At 71.2% G+C, this 25,785-nt stretch carries 29 protein-coding genes; 16 read left to right on the plus strand and 13 right to left on the minus strand.

Features of this window, described 5'->3' with window-relative positions; genetic code table 11:
• The first annotated feature begins 349 nt into the window (after positions 1 to 349).
• Positions 350 to 1,351: a LuxR C-terminal-related transcriptional regulator gene (locus ABGB14_RS41150; protein WP_347649294.1), complete on the plus strand. Its 1,002-nt coding sequence runs from the start codon at positions 350 to 352 to the stop codon at positions 1,349 to 1,351.
• Between the two features lie 8 nt (positions 1,352 to 1,359).
• Here the strand turns inward: ABGB14_RS41150 and ABGB14_RS41155 are convergent, their stop codons facing one another.
• Positions 1,360 to 1,668 carry a hypothetical protein gene (locus tag ABGB14_RS41155; protein ID WP_347649295.1) on the minus strand — a complete coding sequence of 103 codons (309 nt, stop codon included), beginning with the start codon at positions 1,666 to 1,668 and terminating at the stop codon, positions 1,360 to 1,362.
• Positions 1,669 to 1,935: 267 nt separating this feature from the next.
• On the opposite strand from ABGB14_RS41155, the gene ABGB14_RS41160 reads away from it, so the two are divergent.
• On the plus strand, positions 1,936 to 3,114 hold the full coding sequence (locus tag ABGB14_RS41160; protein ID WP_347649296.1) for a DUF455 family protein: 1,179 nt from the start codon (positions 1,936 to 1,938) through the stop codon (positions 3,112 to 3,114).
• A 228-nt stretch (positions 3,115 to 3,342) separates the two neighbouring features.
• Here the strand turns inward: ABGB14_RS41160 and ABGB14_RS41165 are convergent, their stop codons facing one another.
• From ABGB14_RS41165 to ABGB14_RS41175, 3 genes are read right to left on the minus strand one after another with little or no spacing between them, the layout of a single operon-like run.
• Positions 3,343 to 3,969: a TetR/AcrR family transcriptional regulator gene (locus tag ABGB14_RS41165; protein ID WP_347649297.1), complete on the minus strand. Its 627-nt coding sequence runs from the start codon at positions 3,967 to 3,969 to the stop codon at positions 3,343 to 3,345.
• On the minus strand, positions 3,966 to 4,646 hold the full coding sequence (locus ABGB14_RS41170; protein ID WP_347649298.1) for a DUF4166 domain-containing protein: 681 nt from the start codon (positions 4,644 to 4,646) through the stop codon (positions 3,966 to 3,968). The genes ABGB14_RS41165 and ABGB14_RS41170 overlap by 4 nt, the downstream gene beginning before the upstream one ends.
• The gene (locus ABGB14_RS41175) at positions 4,643 to 5,338 is read right to left on the minus strand and encodes a hypothetical protein (protein WP_347649299.1); all 696 of its coding nucleotides are present in this window, start codon (positions 5,336 to 5,338) and stop codon (positions 4,643 to 4,645) included. Before ABGB14_RS41175 ends, ABGB14_RS41170 begins: the two co-directional genes overlap by 4 nt.
• Positions 5,339 to 5,542: 204 nt before the next feature.
• Here ABGB14_RS41175 and ABGB14_RS41180 point away from each other — a divergent pair, with 204 nt between their 5' ends.
• Entirely contained in the window at positions 5,543 to 6,046 is a 504-nt protein-coding gene (locus ABGB14_RS41180) for a hypothetical protein (protein WP_347649300.1), read from the plus strand.
• A gap of 26 nt (positions 6,047 to 6,072) precedes the next feature.
• Here the strand turns inward: ABGB14_RS41180 and ABGB14_RS41185 are convergent, their stop codons facing one another.
• The 3 genes from ABGB14_RS41185 to ABGB14_RS41195 all read right to left on the minus strand — a co-directional run bounded on the left by ABGB14_RS41185 (position 6,073) and on the right by ABGB14_RS41195 (position 8,590).
• On the minus strand, positions 6,073 to 6,759 hold the full coding sequence (locus tag ABGB14_RS41185; protein WP_347649301.1) for a response regulator transcription factor: 687 nt from the start codon (positions 6,757 to 6,759) through the stop codon (positions 6,073 to 6,075).
• On the minus strand, positions 6,756 to 7,940 hold the full coding sequence (locus tag ABGB14_RS41190; RefSeq protein ID WP_347649302.1) for a histidine kinase: 1,185 nt from the start codon (positions 7,938 to 7,940) through the stop codon (positions 6,756 to 6,758). The genes ABGB14_RS41185 and ABGB14_RS41190 overlap by 4 nt, the downstream gene beginning before the upstream one ends.
• Positions 7,941 to 8,035: 95 nt before the next feature.
• A complete protein-coding gene (locus ABGB14_RS41195) occupies positions 8,036 to 8,590 on the minus strand; it encodes a helix-turn-helix domain-containing protein (protein ID WP_347649303.1) in 555 nt (184 codons plus the stop codon).
• 74 nt (positions 8,591 to 8,664) lie between these two features.
• Here ABGB14_RS41195 and ABGB14_RS41200 point away from each other — a divergent pair, with 74 nt between their 5' ends.
• From ABGB14_RS41200 to ABGB14_RS41240, 9 genes are all read left to right on the plus strand, one after another.
• Positions 8,665 to 9,291, plus strand: coding sequence for an NAD(P)H-dependent oxidoreductase (locus ABGB14_RS41200; protein ID WP_347649304.1), 627 nt, complete (start codon positions 8,665 to 8,667; stop codon positions 9,289 to 9,291).
• A complete protein-coding gene (locus tag ABGB14_RS41205) occupies positions 9,288 to 9,602 on the plus strand; it encodes a multidrug efflux SMR transporter (RefSeq protein WP_347649305.1) in 315 nt (104 codons plus the stop codon). The genes ABGB14_RS41200 and ABGB14_RS41205 overlap by 4 nt, the downstream gene beginning before the upstream one ends.
• A gap of 64 nt (positions 9,603 to 9,666) precedes the next feature.
• Positions 9,667 to 10,449: an FAD-dependent thymidylate synthase gene (gene thyX / locus ABGB14_RS41210; RefSeq protein WP_132331865.1), complete on the plus strand. Its 783-nt coding sequence runs from the start codon at positions 9,667 to 9,669 to the stop codon at positions 10,447 to 10,449.
• 158 nt (positions 10,450 to 10,607) lie between these two features.
• Complete coding sequence (locus tag ABGB14_RS41215; protein ID WP_347649306.1) at positions 10,608 to 11,312, plus strand: response regulator transcription factor; 705 nt, start codon at positions 10,608 to 10,610, stop codon at positions 11,310 to 11,312.
• On the plus strand, positions 11,309 to 12,496 hold the full coding sequence (locus ABGB14_RS41220; protein WP_347649307.1) for a HAMP domain-containing sensor histidine kinase: 1,188 nt from the start codon (positions 11,309 to 11,311) through the stop codon (positions 12,494 to 12,496). Before ABGB14_RS41215 ends, ABGB14_RS41220 begins: the two co-directional genes overlap by 4 nt.
• A 114-nt stretch (positions 12,497 to 12,610) precedes the next feature.
• Positions 12,611 to 13,951, plus strand: a complete 1,341-nt coding sequence (locus tag ABGB14_RS41225) for a hypothetical protein (RefSeq protein WP_347649308.1) — start codon at positions 12,611 to 12,613, stop codon at positions 13,949 to 13,951.
• Positions 13,948 to 14,364, plus strand: coding sequence for a FixH family protein (locus ABGB14_RS41230; protein ID WP_347649309.1), 417 nt, complete (start codon positions 13,948 to 13,950; stop codon positions 14,362 to 14,364). The genes ABGB14_RS41225 and ABGB14_RS41230 overlap by 4 nt, the downstream gene beginning before the upstream one ends.
• Before the next feature lie 23 nt (positions 14,365 to 14,387).
• Complete coding sequence (locus ABGB14_RS41235) at positions 14,388 to 15,500, plus strand: hypothetical protein (protein WP_347649310.1); 1,113 nt, start codon at positions 14,388 to 14,390, stop codon at positions 15,498 to 15,500.
• 4 nt (positions 15,501 to 15,504) lie between these two features.
• Entirely contained in the window at positions 15,505 to 16,029 is a 525-nt protein-coding gene (locus ABGB14_RS41240; protein ID WP_347649311.1) for a hypothetical protein, read from the plus strand.
• A gap of 54 nt (positions 16,030 to 16,083) precedes the next feature.
• Here ABGB14_RS41240 and ABGB14_RS41245 read toward each other — a convergent pair whose 3' ends face one another.
• Both ABGB14_RS41245 and ABGB14_RS41250 read right to left on the minus strand, forming a co-directional pair.
• Entirely contained in the window at positions 16,084 to 16,929 is an 846-nt protein-coding gene (locus tag ABGB14_RS41245) for an alpha/beta fold hydrolase (RefSeq protein ID WP_347649312.1), read from the minus strand.
• A gap of 64 nt (positions 16,930 to 16,993) precedes the next feature.
• The gene (locus ABGB14_RS41250; RefSeq protein ID WP_347649313.1) at positions 16,994 to 18,217 is read right to left on the minus strand and encodes a cytochrome P450; all 1,224 of its coding nucleotides are present in this window, start codon (positions 18,215 to 18,217) and stop codon (positions 16,994 to 16,996) included.
• Between the two features lie 380 nt (positions 18,218 to 18,597).
• Between ABGB14_RS41250 and ABGB14_RS41255 the strand changes: the two genes are divergently transcribed.
• The gene (locus tag ABGB14_RS41255; RefSeq protein ID WP_347649314.1) at positions 18,598 to 19,311 is read left to right on the plus strand and encodes a DJ-1/PfpI family protein; all 714 of its coding nucleotides are present in this window, start codon (positions 18,598 to 18,600) and stop codon (positions 19,309 to 19,311) included.
• A 53-nt stretch (positions 19,312 to 19,364) separates the two neighbouring features.
• Here ABGB14_RS41255 and ABGB14_RS41260 read toward each other — a convergent pair whose 3' ends face one another.
• The 4 genes from ABGB14_RS41260 to ABGB14_RS41275 form a co-directional block, all read right to left on the minus strand.
• A complete protein-coding gene (locus ABGB14_RS41260) occupies positions 19,365 to 20,663 on the minus strand; it encodes a hypothetical protein (protein WP_347649315.1) in 1,299 nt (432 codons plus the stop codon).
• A gap of 105 nt (positions 20,664 to 20,768) precedes the next feature.
• Positions 20,769 to 21,290 carry a hypothetical protein gene (locus ABGB14_RS41265; RefSeq protein ID WP_347649316.1) on the minus strand — a complete coding sequence of 174 codons (522 nt, stop codon included), beginning with the start codon at positions 21,288 to 21,290 and terminating at the stop codon, positions 20,769 to 20,771.
• Positions 21,287 to 22,075 carry a MerR family transcriptional regulator gene (locus ABGB14_RS41270; RefSeq protein ID WP_347649317.1) on the minus strand — a complete coding sequence of 263 codons (789 nt, stop codon included), beginning with the start codon at positions 22,073 to 22,075 and terminating at the stop codon, positions 21,287 to 21,289. Before ABGB14_RS41270 ends, ABGB14_RS41265 begins: the two co-directional genes overlap by 4 nt.
• A gap of 94 nt (positions 22,076 to 22,169) precedes the next feature.
• Entirely contained in the window at positions 22,170 to 23,030 is an 861-nt protein-coding gene (locus tag ABGB14_RS41275) for an SDR family oxidoreductase (protein ID WP_347649318.1), read from the minus strand.
• A gap of 133 nt (positions 23,031 to 23,163) precedes the next feature.
• On the opposite strand from ABGB14_RS41275, the gene ABGB14_RS41280 reads away from it, so the two are divergent.
• The 3 genes from ABGB14_RS41280 (at position 23,164) to tgmA (ending at position 25,775) form a co-directional block, all read left to right on the plus strand.
• A complete protein-coding gene (locus tag ABGB14_RS41280; RefSeq protein WP_347649319.1) occupies positions 23,164 to 23,775 on the plus strand; it encodes a TetR/AcrR family transcriptional regulator in 612 nt (203 codons plus the stop codon).
• Between the two features lie 129 nt (positions 23,776 to 23,904).
• Positions 23,905 to 25,314, plus strand: a complete 1,410-nt coding sequence (locus ABGB14_RS41285) for an MFS transporter (RefSeq protein ID WP_347649320.1) — start codon at positions 23,905 to 23,907, stop codon at positions 25,312 to 25,314.
• Positions 25,315 to 25,526: 212 nt separating this feature from the next.
• Positions 25,527 to 25,775, plus strand: a complete 249-nt coding sequence (tgmA, locus tag ABGB14_RS41290; RefSeq protein WP_347649321.1) for a putative ATP-grasp-modified RiPP — start codon at positions 25,527 to 25,529, stop codon at positions 25,773 to 25,775.
• The last annotated feature ends 10 nt before the right edge of the window (positions 25,776 to 25,785 follow it).

Raw genomic sequence — 25,785 nt, forward strand, 5'->3', positions numbered from 1 at the left:
CCAGCCGGAGTCCCTGTTCGATCATGAGGACAGATGTACCCGCGATGGCCCCATCCGGCCAGCAGGTAGCAAATCACGGCGTGTCGCTGACCTGGGGAAACATAGGTATTGGCCGGTTAAGAGGGAGCAGAAGAAGGCACGGAATCCCTCCCGTGGCAAACATCAGCGGTGTTGCCGGCGGCCTCCATCGTTGGACGCTCGCGTTCGCCCGCGTAAGTGGTCAAATGCTGCCTATGGCATGAAGCGGCCACCCGCGTTGCCGCCCGACGTATAGCGACTTCATAGCCGCCTCATATCGCCTCTCGCTAGACAGGGCGGAACGGAGGAGTCCAGAGCGCAGGGAGGGCTCATGTTCGAGGCGTTGGGCATCAACGATGTCGCCGAAACGGTGTACCTCGCGATGCTCGAACATCCCCAGGCCGGAGTCGAAGACCTGATGCGGAACCTCGGCATGGAGGAACACCAGGTCCGTCAGGCCCTGGACGACCTGGCACGCATGTCCTTGTTGCGCATCTCCGGATCCGCCGGCGAGGTTCTCGTGCCCGTCAACCCCAAGACCGGGCTCGCTGCCCTGCTCGCCCGGCAGCAGACTGAGATCGCCAAGCGGCAGCAGGAGCTCGAGGAGAGCAGGGCCTCGCTCACGGCGCTGCTGGACGTGTACGCGGAGAGCCGAGTGCACACGTCCGCAACCGGGATCGACCGGCTCGAGGGCGTCGACACCGTCAGGGCAAGGCTCCGCGAGCTGTCCGAGACCTGCACATGGGAGGTCGCTTCCTTCATGTACGGCGGCGCCCAGCCGGAAGCGAGCATGGCCGCCAGCAGACCCCTGGACAGGGACGCGATCGACCGTGGGGTCCGGCTTCGCACCATCTATCTGGACAGCGTCCGTAACGACCCGGCGACCTGCGCCTACGCCCAGTGGCTCTGCGACATGGGAAGCGAGGTCCGCACGACCTCCGTGCTCCCCATGCGCATGCTCATCGTGGACCGGCGGATCGCGGTGGTGCCCGTCGACATGGAGAGGCCCTGCGCCGCTGCCGTGGAGGTCGCCAATCCTGGCCTGCTCACAGGGCTGGTCGCGCTGTTCAACTTCGCGTGGAAGAACGCGGTGCCGTTCGGCACACGGCGGCGGCGGCACGACGACGGGCGGACCGCACAGGAGAAGCAGGTCCTGAGACTCCTCGGCCTGGGCCACACGGACGAGATGGTCTCCAGGCGGCTCGGCGTGTCGGTCCGCACGGTCAGGCGCACCGTGTCCGCGCTGCAGGAAAGGCTCGACGCGAAGAGCAGATTCCAGGTCGGCGCGCGAGCCGTCGCCCTGGGCTGGATCGACCAGGACGACCTGGAGTAGGTCACCTGTCAGAGGACGATCGCCGACCGGATCACCCAGAGGACGTCCGGCGGCATGGCGACGGCCATCGTACGACGGCACAGTTGCTCGGCCGTGAAGCGGGCCGCGTACGGGTCCGCGGCGCGGAGATACACGACCAGGACGAGCAGGCCGTCCCGCGCCTCCATGAAGATGTGCTCCGTGCAGTCGTTACCGGCGGCTGAATCGGTGAGGGCGGCACGCAGGCCGGTTTCCGATGCTCGCCGGCCGGGCGTGTCCACCACGATGAGAACGCGGTACATGGTCAGGCTCTCAGAGCCGGTGGGCAACCGCGTCACGCCCTCAAAGAGAACATTCCCCCACCGCCTTCGGCAGTGGTCAATTCCTGCCACAGGCGAATCCTGTCCATGGCCGACCGGCTTGACGAGAAATGGACGGTTGCTGCCAGGCAGACACCTGCCAGTCACAGCACGCTGATTCGGGGGCGAGCTCTGGTAATAGTCAGAATGCGCCAGGAAACGCACGCAACGCCGGGACGACCGGTGAACGTGGTCAGCACGAATGATGCGGCTCGTATGGTGACCGCCCGGCAAAGGAGGTTCTGAATGACGGAGAAAGCTCCCCCTGATGTGGCGGAGAGCCGCCGGTCACTGCAAATTCTCCGGTACGCGTGCGTCCGCCTGCTGGAAATCTCGGCCGGCGCGCTGGTGAGGGTCGCCGACTCCCGGACCAAGGTGGCCCTCTCGCGCGATGTGTGGAGCCTCGCGCAGGCGGCCGACCACCTCGGCCGGCGGTTGCCCGGCCTTCGTTCCTCCGCTGAGGCGATGACGCCTGTCGCCGGATACGCCGAGTTCACCAACGGCTTGATCCGGATCGGCGATCCGGCGGAGCAGTACGACCTCCTGGTGTCGCAGGCGTTTCCCGAGCTGCGCGACGTCGTCTGCCTCTGTCAGGCCCGGCACGACCAGTTGGCGGACGAGGCTTCTGTGTCGTGTCTGAAGAGCGTGGCGGAGCAGTTGGACAAGCTCACCCCGCCGACCGGCGGCGCCACGTCCGGTGGGAGGGGAGAACTGGCGCGCGGCATCGAGGGCCTGGACCGGGACGAGCAGATCCCTCCGCCGCTGTCCGCACTGGAGTCGATTCCCCGCCGGCCGGGCCGGGAGGCCGGACTCGCCGAAGGCGCTTCCTCTGCTTCCGGACTCGTCCGGCACCTGCACGACATGATCTTCGGCATCGAGATCTGCGCTGCCGAGATCTGCGCGGCCCTCATCGCCCATCACCCCGAGGCTCCATGGGGCCTGCGGTACGACCTGGCCAAACAAGTTCGGGACGAAGGGCGTCATTTCGAGCTGATAGCCAACCGCATTTCCGAGCTCGGCGGCCAGATCGGCGACCATCCCATCAAATTCGACGTGTGGGACAAGTTCACCCTCGGCCGTACGCTGCCCGAACGCATCAACATCGAACAGCGCATGGGCGAGGGCATCGGCCTGGACGGCGGCATGGTGATCTACCGCGCCCTCAAGAAGATGGGCGACGAACGCACCGCCCTGCTCTTCGACTACATCAACGCGGACGAGGTCACCCATGTCGGCAACGGCAACCGCTGGCTCCGCGAACTGCTCGGCAGCGACGAAGCCGTCGCCGCCCTCGACGCGGAGACCCGCCGGCTCCTGGCCGCCGCGAACTGGCCCACCGTCAGCCCGATGCCGCTCAACGTCGAGGATCGTGTCCTGGCCGGCTTCACCGAAGCCGAACTGGCCGAGCTACGCCCCGGCACCTGAGTCGTGCGAAACTCCTTGCCCGTGGGCGGCGTGCGGGCACACCGCGCACGCCGACGTCAACGCGGCGATCAACATCCTCAGGGCAGGGCTTGCCCTTCGCAACGCTGCGTAAGCGGCCTAGCGAGAAGCCGCTCTCTTCTGGGAGCGGAGGAGTCACCACCCGACGAACAAGCACAGCCGGCATCGACAGCGACCCGGAAAAGACCGGGGAAGTCGCCCGGGAGCCCGCTAGCCGGCGGTCGGTGGAGCGTCGCGGGCGGGCGGCCGCGTGAGCCGCCCGAGTTCTTCGAGCGCGGTGACCAGGTCGGCGATCTGGTCGAGTGCGGCGAAGGCATGGCCGGCGCCGGCCGGGTCGACGCCTTCGAACAGTTCCAGCCCGACGAACGCGGCGGAGACCGCCCTGGCCAGCCCGGCGACGTCGACGAGTTCCGCGAGCAGGCTCCCGGCCAGCACCCGTACGAGCACCTGCTCGATCTCCTCGGTCCACAGCGCGAGCCCGGCGGCGGTGGCGGGGGCCAGCCGTGGCTGCGTCTGCGCGCCGGCCAGCAGTTGGGCCAGGACGGCGACGTGGCCGCCGTCGCGCTCCGCGGCGTGCAGGTCCCGGCCCAGCGCCAGGAGCTCGCCGAGGGTGCGCACGTCGTTCAGGCGGTCGCGGTGGGCGGCGACCCGCTGCTCGGCGCCGTGGCGGCAGGCGGCGGCCAGCAACTCGTCGACGCTGCCGAAATGGTAGAAGACCAGCGCCTGGTTGACCCCCGCCGCGGCGGCGACGGCACGCGCGGAGGTCTTGGCGATGCCCTGCTCGGTGAGCGTCGCGAGCGCGCCTTCGAGCAGTTTCGTCCGCGTGTCGTTGCTCATGCTCGCGCTTCCTCGCGGACCGGCCGCAGATCGGTGCGTACGCCATGGGCGGCCACGTCGATGTGCTCGGCCGTGAAGGAGCCCTCGTAGCCGAAGAGCGGCCCGAAGTAGCGGTTGGAGACGGTGACCTGGATGCGGAAGCGCCCCGCCTCGTCGTCGTACGATTCCCTGACCACGGCGTCGCCCCTGATCAGGGCCGGCACGCGGGCGTCGACCGGGCCCTCGCGGAAACGCTGCTCGCCGGAGCGGATGACCAGGGCGCCGCTCGGGTCCGCCCGGACGTGCAGGTCGGTGGCGAGGTGCTGGTGCGTGCCGAGGTAGTCGACGACGCAGCCGCGCTCTGGGCTGAAGATCATCGTGGCGTCGAAGCGTTGCGGCCGGCCGGGGAAGGCGAAGGTTCTGACGAAGGTGACCGTCTCGCGACCGAAGGAGTCGCGGTAGGGGACGTTCTCGATGGTGAAGGGGATGTCGCGGCCGCTGCGCGGCACCAGGATGTGCCGTGTGCCGCCCAGCGCCAGGAAGGGCCGCAGCCAGGCGCCTCCGTGCCAGACGCGATCCATCACGCCGCGGCCGACGCAGGCCTCGCCACTGCCGAGGCCGGCGGAGAAGCGCCGCTGGATGCGCGGGTGCAGCCGGTCGAAGCCGGCGCCCAGGGCCTGCTGGAAGATCGAGATCATGACCACCTCAAGGAGTTCAGGAGGGCGGGCGGGGTGGCGGCTCCGCTTCCGGGCGGGCGGCGCAGGCAGCGCCGGGCCGCCGGAGCGTCACGCGACGGCGGCAGCCAGAGCGCGGCGATCGCCACCGGCACGGCGGCCGGCGGCGCCACCGCCGCGGCGACTCCGATGGCCAGCGCGCGTGCCGCCACGCCGGCGAGCGCGTGCCGCAGCGACCGTTCGGGCGTGATGCCGCGCTCGCACCACAACCGCAGCCGGTCGAACGACCAGGCCGTGGCCCACCCCATGAGCGGGCGCAGGACGAGGCGGTCGGCGATCCGGCCGGGGCGCCCCCAGCGCGGCTCGTAGTCGTAGCCGGTGACGAAGCGGATGCCGTCCCCGCCGGGGAGGTAGCGCCAGTAGCCGCGGCCTCGCGCGATCGGTGAGAGGGGGTGCGGGGAGGCGAAGCGGAGAGCCGAGGTGCGGGTGCCGTCGGGGCGTCGCTTCTCTCCCGACGCGATGCCCGTTCCCGAGACGAGCAGGCCCGGCAGGAGGCGGACTCCGTACCTGAACCGCTGCGGCTCCCCCTCCGCGCGGGCCAGGTGGTCGATGTGGGTGAAGCGCAGGTCCCAGCGCTGGTGGTGTGCCGGATCCTGGGTGCGGTGCCAGAGCAGGTCCAGGTCGGCGCGTATGCGTGCCTCGACGTACAGCTGCATGGCCGCCTCCCCCTGTTTGAGCGATCGCTCAAAACCGAAGTGTACGATTTGAGCGCCCGCTCGAACAGGGGCGCGTCGCAAGCGCATGACCTTATCCGCTCGGTATGTGTCCCGATATGACCGAGTATTTCCACTAGTTACCGATCTAACGTGGAGGCCGGTTCCAGGGGGGACCGAACGAATCGGCACATCGAGGAGCAGGTCATGTTCGCAATCTCACGCCGCCCACTGCGGCGGTTCGCCGGCACAGGGGCAGCCGCTTTCCTGCTCTCAGCGGCAGTGGTCGGCTTGGCGCCCGCACCGGCCTCGGCACATTCCCTGTCCGACATCGTGCGCTCGTCGGAGGGATGCGGCTGGTCATCCGGGTCCTACACCAACCAGGACTCCCGCTCCGCCGTCAACCGCAACGGCTCCAGGTATGGCACGGTGTACCTGCTGTGGAGCGGCACGTACGGGGAGAACTGCGTGGTGACCCGCAAGGAGAGCTGGCACGGCACCCTCACCTGGACCAACGCCGAGCTCCACTACCGCAGCTCGGGCAGCGGCGCCGAGGGCGTCGTGCAGGACGAGGGCCAGTACGGCCACTACGCCGCGATCACCCAGAAGACCTCAGGGCACTGCGTACGGTTCCTCGGCTCGATCAGCAGCGGCGGCCACGGCGGCCCACTCGCCACGGGCAGCCGCGACGAGTGGGGCAACTGCGGCTGACGGCGCCGCGCGAACCGGGTCGTGGCTCAGCCGGCGGCGGGGACGAGCCCGACTCGGTAGGCGAGGACGACCGCCTGCACGCGGTCGCGCAGGTCGAGTTTCATCAGGATCCGTGACACGTAGGTTTTCACGGTCTCGACGGTGATGGACAGCTCCGCGGCGATCTCCGCGTTCGACAGGCCGCCGGCGATCTGTACGAGCACCTCGAGCTCGCGGGGGGTCAGCGCGCGTACGACCTCCTGCCTGGCCGGGTTGGCGGTGTCGGCGGGGCGCAGGCGGGCCGCGTAGTGGCCGATGAGGGTGCGGGTGACCGCGGGGGCCAGCAGGGACTCGCCGCGGACGATCATACGCACGCCGTTGACCAGCTCCGCCGGTCTGGCGTCCTTGAGCAGGAAGCCGGCGGCCCCGGCCCTGAGCGCTTCGTAGACGTACTCGTCGACGTTGAACGTGGTGACGACCAGCACCTTCACCGGAGCGGCGATGCCGGGCCCGGCCAGCTGCCTGGTGGCCTCGATGCCGTCGAGGACGGGCATCCGGATGTCCATCACGACGATGTCCGGGCGCAGCCGCCGCGCGGCCTCCACCGCGGCGCGGCCGTCGGCGGCCTCACCGACCACCTCCATGTCGGGCTGGGCGGAGAAGACGGTGACGTAGCCTGCCCGCACGAGCTCCTGGTCCTCGCAGATGAGCACCTTGATCGGGGTGTCGGTCATGCCTGGCTCCTGGTGGGGATGGAGGCGCGGACACGGAAAGCGCCGTCGGGGCCGCCTGCGGCGACCAGATCGCCATCGAGCGTGCGCAACCTCCGGCGCAGCCCGTCGAGACCGCGCCCGCCCGAGGGCAGCGCGGGGGCCGCGCCGGCGGGCCCGTCGCTGGTCACCTCGATCGCGATGCGGTCGGGATCGTGGTGCACCGTGACCCGGGTGGGCCGCCCTGTCGCGTGTTTCATCGCGTTGGTGAGCGCCTCCTGCACCACCCGGTAGGCGGCCAGCTCCACGTCCACGGCCCGGGGGCGCGGCTCGCCGTACTGGAACAGCTCGACGGGCTGGCCGGACGCGCGGGCCCGCTCGACGAGGTCGCCGATCCTGTCCAGCGTCGCCGCGCGGTCGTCCGCGGCGCCCGACTCGCCGGTCGCCTCCAGCACGCCGAGCAGGTGCCGCAGCTCCGTGAGAGCCCGCCGCCCGGTGTCGCCGATGGAGGCGAGCCCGGCCTCGGCCCGGTCGGGCGCCGCTCCGACCACCAGCTGTGCCGCGTCGGCCTGGACCACCATGGCGGTCACATGATGCGTGACCACGTCGTGCAGCTCACGGGCGATGCGTGCCCGCTCGGCGGCCTTGGCCACGTCCGCGGCGAGCCGCCGGCGTTCGGCCTCCTCCGCCTGCCGGCGGCGCATCCCCACGCCGGCCATCCAGATCACCACCAGCGTCAGGTAGAACGCGAGGAAATCCTGGACGCGAGTGGGCGACCCGAGGCTGCTCAGGACGACCGCCAGCGTGGCATAGCCGGCGCTCGCCGCCGCGGCGAGGCCGGGACGGAACCGCTCTTGGTGGGCTCCGGCCGCGTACACCGCCAGATAGAGCCCGATGCTGGCGAACGTCGGCGGGTAGGACAGCGCCTGGTGCGCGGCGAAGGCGGCGCCGATGACCGCCAGGCAGGCCGCGGGCCAGCGACGGCGCACGGCCAGCGGCGCGGACTGGGCCAGGACCAGCGCCACGGCCGGCGCGTCCGCCGGGCGTCGTGGCAGGTCGCCGAGCTGCGCCGCGATAGCGGACAGCGTGGGTACGAACGCCAGCAGCGTGAGCAGCACAGCCAGCGTGCCGTCCTTGGCGAACGTGGAGCGAGCACGCCAGAAGCCCGGCCAGGAGCGGACGGCGCTCGGGACGTTCGCGAACACCCGGCAAGACTAGCTGCGCCCACCGCCACCGGGCGCCAGAGTGCCGCGCCGGCCGTGGCGCCGGGCTCGCCCCGCGGCTCCGGCCCCGCACGCCTTCACGGCGGGTCGAGGGTCTTCGTGAGCCTGGTCAGCGCCTCGGTGATCCGCTCCGGCGTGAGACCGAGCACCGTGCGCTGGTAGCCGTACACCTCGGGGGCGAGGGGGGCGAGCAGGACGTCGGCCAGCGCGTCCATGCAGGGCGTGCCGGCGGCGGCCAGGAGGGCGCGCACGTGGGCGCGCCAGAAGCCGTATGCGCCCGTCTCGAAGCGGGAGCGGCCCACCTCTGAGCCGAGCACCAGGTGAGAGTGGTCCTCCAGCAGGTCCACCATGGCAGCGTAGAAGGCGGCCAGCCGCTCGGCGGGCGGCGCGCCCGGGCCCAGCGGCGGCTCGCCGCGCAGCAGGCGTTGCTGCAGGTCCCGCTCGTGCGCGTCGAGCAGGGCGACGGCGATCGAGGCCCTGTCGGGGTAGCGGCGATAGAGCGTGCCCCGGCCCACCCCGGCCTTCCTGGCGATGTCGTCCATCGTCACGTCCTCCGGGGACCGCTGCGAGAACAGCTGCGCGGCCGCCTCAAGGATCCGCGCCCGGTTTCGCGCGGCGTCGGCTCTCTCCATGCGTTCGATTGTATGTGGACACATCGTCCACTTATACTCAATCGGACACTGTGTCCAGTTCATGAGGAGAGATCATGCTGCTGCACCTGGACTCCAGCGCCCGCCGGGCGTCGTTCTCACGCGAGCTTTCCCGCCGGTACGCCGAGACCTGGCGCGCGGCGCACCCCCAGGCCGCGTACGTCCACCGCGACCTGGCCGCACACCCCGTGCCGCACATCGGCGAGGCGTGGACGGAGCTGTGCGACCACATCCTGAAGCACGAGATCACCGACATCGCGCGCTATCGGGAGGCCGTCCGCACACCCGCCCAGCGCCAGGCGTGGGCCGTCGTGGAGCCGCTGCTCCACGAGGTGGTCGCGGCCGACGTCATCCTCATCGGCACGCCGATGTACAACTACTCGATCCCCTCGACGCTCAAAGCCTGGCTCGACCAGATCACCTTTCCCCGGATGTCACTCGAAGGCCGCTCCTTCGTGGTGACGAGCGCGCGCGGCGGCGCGTACGGCCCCGGCACGCCCCGCGAGCCGTACGACCATCAGGAGCGCTACCTGCGCGACTTCTTCAAAGGCCACTTCCAGGTGGAGAACGCGACCTTCATCCACGCCGAACTGGTCAACGCCCGCCTCGACCCGGCGCTGGCGCACCTGCGCGAGCAGCACGAGAAGTCACTGGCCGCGGCACTCGAGGAGGCGGCCCGATGAACTGGCTGATCCTGATGCTGGCCGGTCTGATCGAAGTGGCCTGGTCACAGAGCATCAAGCCGACGCACAACTTCACCCGGCCACTGCCCACACTCATCTGCCTGGTCCTCATGGCCGCCGCCGTCTGGCTGCTGTCCCAGGCCATGAACACGCTGCCGGTCGGCACCGCGTACGCCGTCTTCACCGGTATCGGCGCCGTGGGGGCGATCACCCTGGGCATCGTCGTCAACGACGACCCCGTGTCGGCGGGAAGGATGGTGGCGCTCGCCCTGATAGTCGGCGGGATAGTGTTGGCCAGGGTCACCACGTGAAGCCGAGCAGGGACCTGGTTGACTGGGGCCGTCACCACGCGGTCGCTCCATACGGGGGATTTCCATGCGCACTGTCGAACCCCAGGTCTTCGTCGTCGCCCGTCCGTCGCTCGACTACGACGAGCTGGCCCGCTATCTCGCGGAGGTCGGCGGGGAGAGCTGGCTGGAGCGGCTCGACCGCGGCGACCTCGACGCACAGAACCTCGCCGAGTTCGCCGGCCGGCTCTGCTACCGCTCCTTCGAGCCAGGGCTCAATCCCAACGTGGTCCGGATCAGGAAAGATCAGGACGACTACCTGCGTAACATCCTGGCCAGCGCGCACGGCTCGGTCCTCGAGCACATCAGCTTCAGCTTCGTGCTGCACAACGTGAGCCGCGTCCTCACCCATGAGCTGGTCAGGCACCGTCCCGGCGTGGCGATCTCCCAGGAGTCGCTGCGGTTCGTACGCCTGGACGAGCTGCCGTTCTGGTTCCCCGAATGGGCGCAGGAGGACGACGAGCTGATGAAGCGGGCCACAGCCGTCCTGGAGCAGCTGGAGCAGTTCCAGCGGTGGATGGCCGGCCACTTCGGGCTCGACGAGGAGGGCGTGCCGTTCTCGGAGAAGAAGCACCGCACGTCGTTCATGCGCAGGTTCGCCCCCGAGGGCCTGGCGACCGGGCTGGTGTGGACCGCCAACGTGCGCACGCTGCGGCACACGATCGAGGCTCGCACCGCCGTCGGCGCGGAGGAGGAGATCCGCCTGCTGTTCCAGCGCATCGGTGAGCTCATGCGCGAGGAGGCGCCCGCCCTCTTCGGCGACTACGTGGTGGAGGACGGAGCCTGGGTGCCGGGCTGGCGCAAGGTCTGACCCGGCGGACGCCCCCCGGCTTCACCGAAGCTTCACGGTCCGGCGGGTACGCGCCACATGATGCTCCGGTTGGCTGTCCGGGTATGGACAACACCGGTGTGGTGCCTGCGGCTCCCCCTAAGGCGCAGATCCGTCCGCTGACCGATGGCAGAGGCAGCATGAGTACACAGCGCATTCTGGTCGTCGACGACGAGCCCAAGATCCGGATGACGCTCCGCGGCTATCTGGAGGCGGACGGCTTCGAAGTCCTGGAGGCTCCGGACGGGCCGCTCGGCCTCGCCTCGGTCGCACGCGAACAGCCCGACCTGGTCGTGCTGGACGTGATGCTGCCCGGCCTCGACGGGTTCGAGGTCCTGCGCCGGATCCGGGCGACCAGCCAGGTGCCGGTGATCCTGCTCACCGCCCGGACGGAGGAGGTCGACCGGATCATCGGCTTCACCGCGGGCAGCGACGACTACGTCACCAAGCCGTTCAGCGCCCGCGAACTCGCGCTGCGGGCGCGGGCCATCCTGCGCCGCGCCGAGATCCCCGATCAGGCCGCCGAGGACCGGGCCCTGCGCTTCGACGGCCTGGTCATCGACCCCGACGCCCGTACGGTCACCGTCGACGCCGGTCACACGCCGGAGCTGTCCGCGCTCGACTTCGACCTGCTGGTGGCGCTGGCCCGAGCCCCGGGCCGGGTGTTCACCCGCCGCGGGCTCATCGAGCACGTGTGGGGCCACGACTTCTTCGGCGACGAGCGCGTGGTGGACGTCCACATCCGCACGCTGCGGCGCGCGCTCGGCGACGACGCGAGCACCCCGCGGTTCGTGGGCACGGTGCGCGCCATCGGCTACCGCTTCCTGGCCCGCCCCGCCGGATGACTCCAGGAGAACCCGCGAGCGCGGGGGCGACACGCTGGGCGGCCCGCCTGGTGCGCCGGCTGCCGCCGCTGCCGCTGACCGTCCGCCTGGTGCTGTCCCACCTGGCGGTCCTGGTCGTGGCGCTCACGGCGATGAACGTCGCCGCCAGCGTCGTCGACGGCACCGGTGGTCAGACCTCCCCCGCCGCCGGGCGTACGGACTTCGAAAGGCTGCTCGCCGCGCTGGCCGCGCGGCGCGAGGGCGAGGTGGACCTCGAACTGCTCTGGCCCGCGCTGGCCGTCGGCATGGCCGCGGCACTCCTGCTGTCCCTCGTCTTCTCCCGGTTCCTGCTCCGGCCGCTGCGCCAGGTCAGGGCCGCGACCCACCGCCTGGCCGGCGGCGACTACGACGGCGTCCTCGACGTCCCCCGCGAGCCGGGGCTCGCCGCGCTGGTCGAGGACGTCAACCGGCTGGCGGCGGCGCTGGCCGACGTCGAACGGCGCCGCGCCCGCCTGGTCTCGGAGATCGCCCACGAGATGCGTACGCCCATCACCATCCTCAGCGGCCAGATCGAGGGCATGGCGGACGGCATCTTCACCCGCGACGACGCCATGTTCGCCTCCCTCACCGACGACCTGGCCCGGTTGCGGCGTCTCGCGGACGACCTGTCCACCCTGTCCAGGGCCGAGGAGGGGGCGTTCGCCCTCCAGGTCGCGCCCACCGACGTGGTCGCCCTGACCGGGCGGACCGCCGAACGGCTGCGCCCGCAGTTCGACGACGGCGGGGTCACGCTCGCCGTCGTGCCCCGTCCGCCGGTCACGGCCGTGCTCGACCCTGGCCGCATCGCCCAGATCCTGGTCAACCTGATGGGCAACGCCCTGCGTGCCTGCGATGCCGGCGACCGGGTGTCGGTCAGCGTGCGCACCGGACAGGCGCCGGCGCCGTACGTCGAGATCGCCGTCGAGGACGGCGGCATCGGCATCGACGAGCACGACCTCACGCGCATCTTCAACCGTTTCGAGCGGGTGGAGCACCCCGGCCGCCCGGCCCCCGCGGGCGGCAGCGGCATCGGCCTGACCATCGCCCGCGGGATCGCCCGCGCCCACGGCGGCGACCTCACCGCCGCCTCCGGGGGACCGGGCCGCGGGGCGACCTTCACCGTCCGTCTTCCCCTGCGGCAGGACGGGCCGGCCGGCCGCGGTTGATCTTCACGGTGGCTTCACGGTCCGCGTCGTACGGGCCACACGGCCCTCCGGTTGCATGCCGGACATGGATGGTCATCACCTCACCAGAGAACACCGTGCAGAAGCGGGGCCGTCGTGAAGGCGGTGGCGGCGCTCCTGTGCTCCCTCGCCGTCGCCTGGGTCATGGCGGCCCCCGCGTTCGCCGACGGAGCGGCCGACGGCGGGGACATCCACGTCGCGCAGTCCCTCGGCGACCGCGAGCTGACGGTGGTGATCCGCCGGATGGAGCCGGTGCCGGGTCCGCTCCACGTCGACGTGGTCGCGCACGCGGGCAGCCCGCCCGGCTCACTGGCGCTGCGGCTCGGTAAGGACGGCCGGCAGACGGGCGCGACCTCCGTACGGCTGGGCGCGCGGCCGGGCTTCTACCGCGCCGGCGCGCTCTCGGTGTCGGGCGCCGGCCTGTGGGAGCTGACGATCGACGACGGCACGCGGATCGCGACGATCCCGTTCGTCGTGCCCGCACAGGTGCTGTCGCCGCTGGAGCAGGCGACGAACGCGGGATTCGTCGGGGCGGGTGTGCTGATGATCGCGACGCTGGTGGTCGCGGTCCGCCGGCCGGGTATGACCGCGCTGGTGCCCGCCTCGGGCGCGGTGGCGGCGCTGGCCGTGGCGGTGACGGCGGTGATCCTTTCGTGGAGCGCACCGCCGCTCCCGCCGCCGGGCTCGCGGCTGGACCCGACCGCCGACAGCATCGCCGACCCGTACGGCGCCGCGCGCCTGGCCCCGGTGGACGGCTCGCGCCCGCCGGTGAACCTGGTCACGGACATGCGTGACGGGGCCCTGCGGCTGGCGCTGACCGACGGCTCGACCGGGCACCCCGTCGACGACCTGCTGCTGCACGACAGCGCGCTGATCCATTTGGTCGTCGTGTCCCCCGCGGGCAAGCTCTGGCATCTTCACCCGGTCCGTGTGGCGCCCGGTGACTACCGGGTGACGTTCGCCGCGCCGGAGAAGGGCCGCTACGCGGTCATAGCCGAGCTCGCCCGGCGCGGGGGCGGCAGGCAACAGCTCCGCACCACGATCACCCTCGATGCGGCGGGCGGCACGGCGCCGGCCACGGAGAACTTCCGCGTGGACCGCAGCATCGCCCCCGCGGGCTCGCCCAGCACCTTCAACGCGAGGTTCGGCACGCGCGACCTGCAGCCGTGGCTGGGGATGGCCGGCCACATGATCGTCGCCGGGCCCGTCGGCCACGGGATCGCGGACGCGCCCATCTGGGCTCACGTGCACGCGATGATTCCGAACCGGCCGGATCAGCCGGACGAGAGCGTCGCCGCGTTCGGACCCGACGTGCCGTTCACCTACACCTTTCCGCTGCCCGGCCGCTACCTCGTGTGGGTGCAGGCCGAGCGCGGCTACGCGGTGCGGACCGCGCCCATGACCGTGGAGGTACCCGAGCCAGGAAGGCCGGCATGATGCGCACGAAGACCAAGTTCGCCCTGGTGGCGGCGGCCGTGGCGATGATCGCGGCAGGCCTGCTGGTGGTCCCGCCCTGGCTGGCCGGCGCCGGTGGCACGACGATGACGGCCGCCACCGCCGCGTACACCGTGCGGTTGTCCACCGACGGGCCACGCGAGGGCCCCAACACGTTCGACCTCGATGTCACGACCAGGGACGGCGCATCCGCCGACCTGGACGACGTCACCCTCCAGCCCGTGATGCCCCAGATGGGCCACGCGTACCCGCCTGTCACGGCCGTACGGACCGGTCCTGGCCGCTACCGCGCGAAGGACACCGTCTTGGCGATGACCGGCTACTGGCGGCTCAACGTCACGCTGCGCAGCGCGAACGACGTTCAGCACGCCGCCTTCACCCTCCTGGTCCCATGAAAGGACGACCTATGGACATCAGCATGACCAGCACTCCAACGACCCGCAGGCCGGAAGCCGGCTCGAAAGGGCTGCCCGCGGCGGCCTTCGTCCTCGGCGGTGCGATGTTGTCGCTGACCGGGATGGTCTGGGACATCCAATGGCACTACGACGTCGGGCCCGACACCTTCTTCACCGCGCCACATCTCGTGCTGTATTCCGGCAGCACGATCGCCGGCATCGCCAGCCTGGTCGTGGTGCTGGCGACCACCATGGCCGAACGGCGTGGACGCCCGGTGGACCCCGCCGTCGGCGGCGCCGCGATCGGCGTGTTCGGCCGTACGTTCGCCGCTCCGATCGGCTACCTGGTCTCGGGCGTCGGCGCCGCGCTGTTCCTGGTCTACGGCCTTCTCGACGAGTGGTGGCATGGCCTGTACGGCTTCGACGCGGTGATCGAATCCCCTCCGCACATCGGGTTCCTGCTGGCCATCACGTTGACCATGGCCGGAGCGGTGATGGTGTCCGCCGCCGCCGTCGGCCGGAGGTGGGGGGCGATCACCGCGGTCATCGGGCTGGCGCTGCTCCTCGGGTTCGGCTCGATCGTGGTCGAAGGGCTGAGCGCCTTCGGCGTGAGCGTGGTCGACCTCCGTACGGCCGGGATGGCCTTCATGTCCGTGCTGATTCTCGTGGTGGGCGCACGCCTGGTCCGACGGGCGGCCGGCGCGATCGGCATCGCTTCGATCCTGGTCGCGCTCCAGGCGGCCTTCTGGTGGTTCTGCCCGTGGGCCACCCGGGTGTACGCGGACGCGATCGCCCAGCCCTTCCGCGACGACCCGAGCGGCGTGCCGGTGGGGCCCGCCCTGATACCGATGATCCTCCTGCCGGTCGCGGCCGTGGTGGGGCCGGTGCTGGCCCGTACCGACGACAGGCGTGCCGTGGGCTCCGCCATGGTTGCGGGTGGCGTGGGAGGGCTGGTCGTCACCGTCGCGGTGGCCGGGCAGTCCGCGCTGCTCCTGGGTGGCGGCACGCTCGACGAGCTCCCCGTGTTGCCGGCGACGGCTGCCGCCGGCACGGCGCTCGGCGTGGCCGCCGGTTTCCTCGGTGTCCGCTTCGCCGAGATCCTGCGGTTCCTCGCCCCGGCCAGGGAAGGGCGGTAGCGCCATGCGGAAGATCGTCATCGTGGTGCTCGGCGTCATCGGGCTCATGCTCACCTTGACAGCAACGGCACAGGCCGAAGAGCCGGTGAAGGCCGTACACACCGAACAGGTTCAGGCCGGGCCCTACCGGGTCACCGTCGGATTCAGCGTGTGGCCGCTGAAAGCCATGCAGTCGCTCGACTTCACGTTCATGCCCGACGGCGGCATCGACGGCAAGAGCGGCACGCTCACCGTGACCGGCCCCGACGGCGTCGGCCACGAGATGCCGCTCGTCCGCCACCCCGGCCGACGCGACGTGTGGGGCCTGGACGTCCAGTCGCTCGACGAGCAGGGCCAGTGGTCGTTCCGGTTCGCCGTCGACGGCCCGAAAGGACGGGGAGCCGGCGAGCTGACGCTCGACCTGCTGGAGCAGCCCGGCCCACCACTGGGCATCAGCTGGACCATCAGCACCGGACCGCTGCTCGGCCTGGTCGCCCTGATCGTCGTCGGATGGCGGCGCGTCCGCCCGCGCGAATCGGCGGCAGCCTGAAAGCGCGCGGTGCACGCGGAACACCGGTCCGCGTGCACCGCGCGCTTCCGGCTGTCAGCCGAGGGAGGTGACGATGCCGGCCAGCACCTCGGGCATGGAGAGGAACGGCGAATGGGAGGCGTCGAGCGTGACGACGGAGGTCGGGTTGCCGGGGAAGGCCGCGTCGGCCTCGGCGACGAACTTCGCCTGCAGGGCTGGAGTGATCGCCCTGTCCCTGGTGCACGTGACGTACGTGCGCCGCACCGAACCCCAGCCGTCGCGGGTCAGGGTGGTCGTGCCGAGCATGATGCCGGCCGGACCATCGGGCGTCAGCAGGCCGGTGGCGGCGTCGGCGAGGGCACGGTCCACGTCACCGTAGAACGCCTCGTAGAGCCGCTGGCGGTAGACCGGGTCGTCCGTGGCGAAGTCCAGCCGGATCGCCCCTGTCCGGGCGGGGTCGCCCTGCACCAACGGCACGGCCAAGCCGTCTGCGGCCTCCGGCATCTGCGAGTACGCCGCCGCCGGCACGCCGGACGCCGGCATGTACGCGGCCACGTACACCGCGTGCGCGACCAGCTCGGGCCGCTGCTCGGCCACGCGCGTCAGCACGGGGCCGGCCGCGCTGTGGGCCACCACCGTGACCGGCTCGCCGCCGCCGATCTGCTTGAGCTGCGACGTCAGCAACCCGGCCGCGTCGTCGAGGGTCACGTTCGCCACGGGCGAGACCTCCGTGCCGACGGCCTCTGGATCGTAGGGCTGCTCGGTGAACCAGCGGGGCCGGCGGGCGTACAGCCCGTGCCCCGCCATGTCCACCGCGACGGCCAGGCGGCCGGCGGCCACCACGTGGGGGACGACTTCGCTCCAGCACCAGGATCCGTGCCAGAAACCGTGAACGAACAGCAGCGTGGAGGTGGCGGGCATGGATGCTCCCTGGTGGTAGGGCGACGGATACGAGATGCCGGGTGGCCGAGACGCGTGCACCGGATCAGGGCGCGAGCCTGACGGGCAGGGCGCGGTACCCGTTCGAGACGAACGACTCCAGCGGCGGCAACGCGCCGGGCTCGGCGGCCAGGGCGAGATCGGGATAACGCTCGAACAGGGCGGGCAGCGCGATCCCGGCCTCCAGCCTGGCCAGCGGCGAGCCGAGGCAGCGATGCACGCCGTAGCCGAAGGCCAGGTGGTCCTTGACCGGGCGGGTGACGTCGAACCGGCCGGCGTCCGGCCCGTGCACGAGCGGGTCACGCCCGGCGGCGCCGTAGCAGGCGAGGACGGCCTCGCCCGCCCGCAGCGTGACGCCGTCGCCGACGTCGATGTCCTCGACGGCGAAGCGCAGCGGCATGTTCGGCACGGGCGCCTGGTGGCGCAGCGTCTCCTCGATCACGTCGTCCCAGGTGGCGCCCCCGCCGCGGACGAGGGCGAGCTGGCCCGGGTCGGTGAGCAGCGCGACGACGGTGTTGCCGAGCAGGTTGGCGGTGGTCTCGTGGCCCGCGCTCACGAACAACGCCAGCGTGTCCACCAGCTCTTCCTCCGGCAGCGGCGAGGTGTCGTCGCGGGCGGCGATCAGGGCCGAGGAGAGATCGTCACCGGGTCGTTCGCGCTTCTCCGCCACCAGGTCCCTGAGAATCCGCTGCAGGCGCGGAAAGGCCGCGGCGCTCTCCTCGGGGGCCTTCCCCACGTTGAACAGCAGGTCCACGCAGCGGGACACCTCCACGCGGGTGGCCTCGTCGGCGATGCCGAACAGCTCGCAGATCACCTTGATCGGCAGCTGGTGGGTGTAGCGGTCGCGTAAGTCAACGGGACCGTCCGCAGGCAGGCCGGCCAGGTCGTCCAGCAGGTCGCCGGTGATCGCCTCGATGCGTGGCCGCAGCGCGGTGACGCGGCGCGCGGTGAAGGCGCCGGCGATCAGCCCGCGCAACCGGCGATGGTCGGGCCCGTACGCCGTGAGCATGTTACGCACGGCCACCCATGGAAACAGCGGCCAGTCCGTGGGGATCTCACCCCTGATCCAGGCCGGCCAGTGCTGGTAGGCGTCCTTGGACACGCGCGGATCGACGAGCAGGCGCCTGAGAAGCCCTTGGTCGCTCACCGCCCAGGCCCGCACACCGCCGGGCATCTCGACGCGGGTGACCGGGCCGAGCGCGCGAATGCGTTCGGCCTCGCCGAGGACGTCGCTACCGCTGGGATCGATGACGAAGGGATCGTTGTCCATGCTTTCCTCCGGAGATTTCGGAAGCGGGCCGCACGGCCACGCAGGAAGCCGGCCACGCCCAGCCGGTTAGAACGACATTCTGATAAGCGTGCCGTTTCATTTCGGCCAGACGCTGGTTCGAGTAAACCCTGCGAATGGCGGCTTCCTCCCGCGCGTGTGACGTAGAACACTCATGCCCTCGCCATGAAATGCGAGAATCATGTGGCGCATGCGACCGGGACCGTGAAGTTTTCGTGAAGCGGTCAGGCGCTGAGGCTGCATGTTCTTTCGCGAGAAGAGACGCTTCACGAAAGCTTCACGGCGTACCCCGCATATGACACACGATCCTTTAGTTCCATTTCGAAGCGTAGGCCGGGAATTCGACTTCGAAAGGCTGGCGAATGGAACGCAGGAGTTTTCTCAGGACATCGGCCGCCGCGACGGGCGCCGCCGCGCTCGGATCGCTGGCGACGCCCGCGGCGTGGGCCGCGTCCCGACCGAAGCGCGAAGGGCCGCTGCGGGTCCAGATCCTGATGTTCGAGGGGGTGGAGGTGCAGGACTTCGCGGGCCCGCTCGAAGTGCTGGGTCTCGTGCAGTCCGGCGGCGGGCCGATGCGGGTCGCCCTGGTGAAGCCGGGCGCGCCCGGTCAGGTGACCGCGGCTCTCGGCCTCACGGTCGACGTCGCGACGGCGTGGAACCCGACGGCCGCCGACGTGCTCGTCGTGCCCGGTGGCGGCGGCATCGGCAACCGTCCCGGCATCAACACTTTGATCAAGGACAGGCAGGTCCTCGCGAACGTCGTACGGGCGCACAAGGCAGGGGTGATCATGACCGGTGTCTGCAGCGGAGTCATGCTGCTCTCGGCCGCCGGCCTGACCCGGGGCCGCCCGTGCACGACCCACAGCGCCTCCAAGGCCGAACTCGCCGCCCAGGGCGGAAAGGTCATCAACGCCCGCGTGGTCGACGACGGCGACCTCATCACCTCCGGCGGGATCACCTCCGGTCTCGACCTGGGGCTCTGGCTGGTCACCCGCGAACTGGGCGCCGACATCAGCATCCAGGTCGAAGCCGCGATGGAGTACGAACAGCGCGGCGTGGTCTGGCGACGCTCCTGACGGTGCGGCGGGCCAGCGGCACGGCGCTCGCCGAGAGAGCGGTCCGAGCCGGCTCAGCCGCCGCCGGGCAGGCGGTCGAGCGTGCGGGTGAGGGCGGCGCGGCCGGCGCGCAGAGCGGCGGCGGGGTCGGTCCCGGCCTGGCCTTGCCAGCGGAGCTGGACCATGGTGGTGCCATGGCGCACGCCCACGGCGACGTGCGCGACCCCGTCGAGCGGGGTGGGACGGCCCAGCAGGTCGGTGCGGCGCTGCAGGTCAGGGCCGCTGATGGCGAAGGTTCTCATTTCACCCTTCCACGGCCCCCGGTTGAACGGCTGCAGGACGGGTTCGATGCTGAACAGCATCCCGCTGCCGGCATGGCAGGGCACGATCTCGCCGTCGTCGTCCGGGAAGCCGCCTCCTTCCCAGCTGAGCGGCTGGGCGCGCGCCTGTTCGGCGGCCTGCTCGTCGGGCAGGAACAGCACGTCCTCGCGGACGGAGACCTCGCCGATCAGGCGGCGGGTGACGGCGGGCGCGCCATCGTAGGCGATCTGCTCGTGGGAGCTGTCCACGCAGGCCAGTTCGTGCGAGTGGAGCGAGTTCTCCGGACTGGTCCACGTCGTCATGGTCCTGCCGTACGCCGACGGCGGGGGCAGGGCCGCGGCGATCTCGGCGGCAGCCGACCGCGTCGTGGCAGCGGCGGGTGCCGGCCCGGCGCGGTCGCCGCCCACGGCGGCCAGCACCGACGCCGCCGTCACGGTGCCCCGGAGCAGCGGGCGCCGGTCCGGTTCGATGCCCGGTTCGAACGGCCAGGCCCATGTGACCTCGGCCAGCAGCCCGCCACGCGCGGCCACGATCGTCGCGCCGGCACCCGAGTCGCCGTGCTCCGTCCAGTATTCGGAGGTGACCAGGGCCTGCACGCCGTGCCACCCCCAGCGGTCGAAGTCCGTCACGTCCCTGAGCCTGTCGTCGTCGGAGTGGCCGCACTCCTCGGTGCCGCGGCGGGCCGCGGCCACCCCGCGGGCCGCCTCCTCCGGCGAGGTGATCCAGAATCTCGCCGCCAGCGGCTCGTCCATCTCCGGGAGGAGCAACCTGCCGCTGTAGGCGGGCACGCCTTCGGGCGGCAGCCGCGCGTCGATGCTCTCCGGCCAGCACCACGGCAGGAGAGGGGTGCCCGGGGTCGTGACATAGGGGGCGTAGGTGACGTCGCCGTCCACGTAGTGGCGCAGGCGCGCGGCGATCTCCTCGACCGAGGCCACCGCCCGCTGCGGCATCGGCAGGACGGGCGTCCTCAGCTGGTCGAAGGCGCCGAGGGCGAATAAAAGGGTGACAGCCGCGACCGCGATACGCAGCCCCCGGCGCCTGGCAAGATCCACATCTGGTACGACGCCGCGCACCCGGCAGTGGTTGGCCTGGGTGCCCTCCTTCGCGATCGCCGGGAAGGTTCGCGGTCGCGATGAGAGCCGTCACCGGCGTGGGGCTCACCCGGCGGCGGGCGCCACCGGTTGCCTGAGCATCGTCCTGGGCCGAGGATCGGTGAAATCGCTCAGGTAGATCTCGTGGTGCAGCCCGTGGGGCACCAGACCATGCCCAGCCATGAACGCTTCCATCACGTCGAGGGACGCCTTCTCCTCGCTGTAGGGCCCCTCGTGGAGCAACTCCACGCACTCGCCTTCGGTGAAGGTGACGACCTGCACGCGGTCGACGGCCGCACCGGACGCGCGGGCCTGCTCGCGCGCCGCCTCGGCCGTCCCCGGCTCGGGTACGTCGGTCAGCGGCAGCGTCAGATGCCACCGCCACTGATCACGCGGCACCTCCAGCGGCGGCCGGGAGGTGTCCTCCACCCACCAGCGTCCCTCCAGCGGCCCCGCCGGGCCGCCCATGGCGGAGGCCACGGCGTACAGGGCGCCGATGGCGGAGACGTGCTCGGCGCCTCCGGGCTCTCCCATCCCGGTGACGTTCAGGCAGGTGACGGGTCCGCAGTGGACCACTTTCGGTGTCACGGCTCCTCCAGAGGAATCATCAGATGGGTGATCAGCCGATCGGGCGGGGTGGTCGCCGGGTCGGACACGTACACCTCGCGGATCGGGCCTCGGACGGGGCAGAGCCGCTCGGCGCACCAGGACAGCAGCGCGTACGCGGTCAGCCCGATCTGGTCGTAGGGACCGACGTGCGTGGCGCGGGCGAACCGGCCGCCTGGCAGCACGTCGAGCTCGGCCCCCGCCACCCGTTCCTCGCTGACCAGGGCGACGGTGATGGTGACGGGCTCGCCGAAGTCGAGCGGGAACAGGCCGATGAGCTCGGGAGCGGCGTCCGGCGGCCGGGCCCGCAGCAGGCCGGCGATGGCGGCCGAGGTGGCCGCGCCGATCTGTGACGGGTCCGCCGCCGCCGTCGTGAGCACCGCCACGCGCCGCGCCGGTTCTGTGACCACCGTGACCGGGGTGGACGGCAGGCCTTCCGCCATGACGCGCTCCAGGGCGGCCAGCGTCGACCGGCGCCTGGCCAGCTCGGCTTCCAGCCGCTCGTGCACCTCCTCCAGGACGCCGGACGTGCCGGACAGCACCTGCGCGATGACGGCGAGCGGGACGTCGAGCGAGCGCAGCAGCCCGATCGACAGCGCGTCACGCGCCTGCTCGTGCCGGAAGTAGCGATAGCCGGTGTGCTCGTCGACGTACGCGGGCACCAGCAGCCCGAGCTGGGCGTAGTGCCGCAGCTGTTTGACGCTCAGCCGGCTGAGCCTGGCGAACTGCCCGATCGGCAGCAGTTCCTCGTCCATGCCCCCAAGCATGGTGTCTCCCCTTGTGGGAGGGTCCACCCGGGCGGGGCGGGTGGTCGGCCTGCGCCGGCACGGCGGGTCGGCGCAGGAGCGGCCGGACCGGTGGTCAGCCGGCGCTTCCTGGGGCGGGTACGGCGTGTTCGGCGGCGCGGCTGACCTGCTCCCAGCCGGCCCAGGTCTCCATCCGCCGGCGGGAGATGTCGAAGGCCAGGTCGTAGACCATGCTGCCGAGCAGCAGCCGCAGCGGCGGGTCCGCGCTGTCGACCAGCTTCATCAGCGCTTCGGCGGCCAGCCGCGGCTCGCTGTCGATCGACCCCTCGGCCCACTGTTTCTCCAGCTCGGCGCGCAACGGGCCGTACTCGGGCGCGGGCGACGTCGTCGTCATGCTGGTGTAGAGGCCGGTCCAGTAGCCGCCGGGCTGGACGATGCTGAGCTTGACGCCGAACGGCGCGGCCTCCATCGCCAGCGCCTCGCTCATGCCCTCCAGCGCGAACTTGCTCGCGCTGTACATCCCCGTGCTGGGGAAGCCGCCCAGGGCGCCGATGCTGGAGATCTGCACGATGTGGCCCGAGGCCTGGGCACGCAGGTGGGGCAGGACGGCCTGGCAGACCCACATCGCCCCGAAGAGATTGACCTCCAGCTGGGCGCGCGCCTCGGCCTCGGTGAACTCCTCGATCATGCCCGAGGACATGGTCCCGGCGTTGTTCACCACGATGTCGAGCCGGCCGAAGTGCCCGACGGCGGTGTCGACGGCGGCGAACACCTCGTCGCGATCGGTCACGTCGAGGGGCAGGGTGAGGAGCCGGTCTCCGTAGCGTTCGTCGAAGTCGTGGCGCGCGATGGTCCGGGCGGCGGCGGCCACGCGGTCGCCGCGCTCCAGCGCCGCGAGGGTGAACGCCCGGCCCAGGCCGCGGCTGGCTCCCGTGATGAACCAGGTGCGGGTGGTGACGGTTTCCGGGGTGTGCATGGGCGGAACTCCGATCGGGGTTGTGTGCTCCGTACGATACGAGACGATCCGTCTCGTCTTGCGAGGACAGTACAGGCTCCCCTCTCGCCGAGTCAATACGGACCGTCTCGTCTCTATTTGTTAGGTTGACGGCATGACGACGCAGCGCAAGTCGCCCTCTCCTGCGCCCCGCCGGAACGAGGCCTCCCGGCGGGCCATCCTCGCCGCAGCCTTCGAGCTGGTGCAGGAGGTGGGATACGCCAAGCTGAGCATCGAGGGCATCGCGGCGCGAGCCGGTGTCGGCAAGCAGACGATCTACCGCTGGTGGCCTTCCAAAGGGGCGGTCCTCTTCGACGCCTTCCTCATGCTCAGCGAGCAGCCGGACGGCGAAGCGAGCGCCCTGCCCGACACCGGCGATCTCGAGGCGGACCTGAAGGCGGTGCTCAGAGCCACGATCGAAGAGCTCAACGATCCGCGCTACGACGAGCCGATGCGCGCCCTCAACACGGAGATCACCCACGATCCCGCGCTCGCCGCCCTCTACGCCGAACGGCTGGACGGCCCGATGAGAGAGCTGAAGAAGGGGCGGCTGCGCAGCGCCCAGCGGGCCGGGCAACTGGCCGAGGACCTCGACCTCGACGTGGCCGTCGACATGATCTGGGGGCCGCTGCTCAACCGCTGGCTCCAGCGCGCCGGAGGGCTGACCCCCGGCTATGCCGACAGCGTCGTCGAGACCGCCCTCAACGGGCTGCGCCCGCGTCGCTGAGTCGTACGCCGTCCGGGACGGGCTCGGCGAGCGGATGGAAGCCGCCGACAGGGTAAGGTCGTCGGCGCGCCAACGTCCGGAGCGAGACGTGAGGTCGGCGGCGCGTCGACGACACGACCGAGGCGGCCGATGACCAGCACCGCACACGAGTCCCTGCCGGGGGCCGAGGGCCGGTTACTGGTGCCCTCGTTGATGTTCATCGCCCTGGTCGTCGCAGTGGTGGGCAGCCTGGGGGCACCGCTGATCACCGAGGTGGCGGGTGAGTTCGATGTCTCGCTTGCCGCCGCGCAGTGGACGCTCACCGCCCCGCTCCTGGTGGGGGCGGTCGCCACCCCCGTGCTCGGGCGTCTTGGCGCCGGGCCGCGCAGGCGCCGGGTCGTCCTTTTCACTCTCGCCGTGGTGGTGGCCGGCAGCCTGCTGACCGTGGTGCCGCCCTCGTTCGGCTGGCTGCTGGCCGGGCGGGTCGCCCAGGGCGCCGGCCTCGGCCTGCCCGCGTTGATGATGGGCGTGGCCCGCGACCACCTGCCGGGGCAACGCTCCGGCGCGGCGATCGCGCTGCTGTCGGTGGCGTCCACCGCCGGCATCGGCATCGGCTACCCGCTGGCCGGGCTCCTCACCTCCGTCGCCGGGCTGCGGGTGGCGTACGGGCTCGGCCTGCTGATCACCGCGACCGCGCTGGCCACCGCCTGGTGGGCGGTGCCGCAGCCGCCTCCTGGCCGGTCGGCGGCCGTCGACGTGCCCGCGGCCGCGCTCCTCAGCGCCGGTCTCGTCGCCCTGTCCCTGGCGATCAGCCAGACCACCCTGTGGACCGGGTACCCGGCGCTCGCCGCCGCGCTGCCGGTCGCCGCGGCCGTGCTGCTCACCGCCTGGGTGCTGCGCGAACGCCGGTGCGCCGCCCCGCTGGTGGACCTGTCCCTCCTGCGGCACCCCGCCGTGGCCGGCGCCAACGTGATCATGCTTTTCGGCGGGGTCGGCATGTATCTACTGCTCTCCCTGGTCACCCGCTACGTGCAGACACCCGAGCCGGCCGGGTACGGCTTCGGCGTGGACGTCTTCGTCGCCGGCCTGGTGCTCGTGCCGTTCTCGGTGCTGGGCTTCGCGGGCGGCAAGCTGGTGCCCCGGCTGCGCGGGCGGGTCCAGGTCATGACGGTCCTGGCCGGCGGTGGCGGCGTGGTCCTGGCGGCGCTCGTGGTGTTCGCGCTGGCCCGCGGCCAGCTGTGGCTGGCGTTCGCCGTGATGGGCCTGCTCGGGGTGGGCGTCGGCGTCTTCTCCGCCGCGATGGCGGCCACGATCCTGGCCGCCGTCCCGCCGGAGGAGACCTCCAGCGCGATGAGCGTCAACCAGGTCGTGCGCAGCGTCGGCTTCTCCATCGGCAGCGCGCTCGCCGGGCTGGTGCTCGCCGCCCACACCGGCGCCGGCGCCACCTTCCCCGCCGAGACCGGCTACACCACCGCCGCCTGGGCGGGGACGGCCGCGATGGCGTCGGCGATCCTGATCAGCCTGGTGCTACGGCGTGCCGCCAGAGCCCGCCCGACCTGACAAAGACGCCCGCGAAAAGACCTGCATTCGCATGACCATGCGGCTCGGAATGCATCCCAAGAAGGACGGCCGCACCTCGCGCGGGCCAAAGGCACGCTCTTCGGTATTTATTTGATCCTAAGGTGTGCAACCGTTTGAGCGAGACGAACGCCTGACGGCGTCGGCATCGGAGCGCTAAAGTTTGGCCAAATGCTTCTCACGGAGGTTGCTGAATGAGCACACGCGCGGATCTTCGTACACCTTGGGGGTTGGGGCGGATAACGGTGAACGGCCCCGAAGAAGGTCCGTGGTACGAAAGAGCAATCCTCGACCCCGCGACCCAGGTCAGTCGCTTCTACAACGCGAACGGGGAAATCCTTCCGCTCCAGATGGGTACGACTGTCACGAAATCCAAGGGAGGAGGCGGGGACGGCTCGGGTGGTGCTGCCGAGGTCGCCGACGACAGCCAGAACGACAGCTGATCAGGCGGGA

The organism is Nonomuraea sp. B10E15, from assembly GCF_039871615.1.
Lineage (GTDB): Bacteria > Actinomycetota > Actinomycetes > Streptosporangiales > Streptosporangiaceae > Nonomuraea.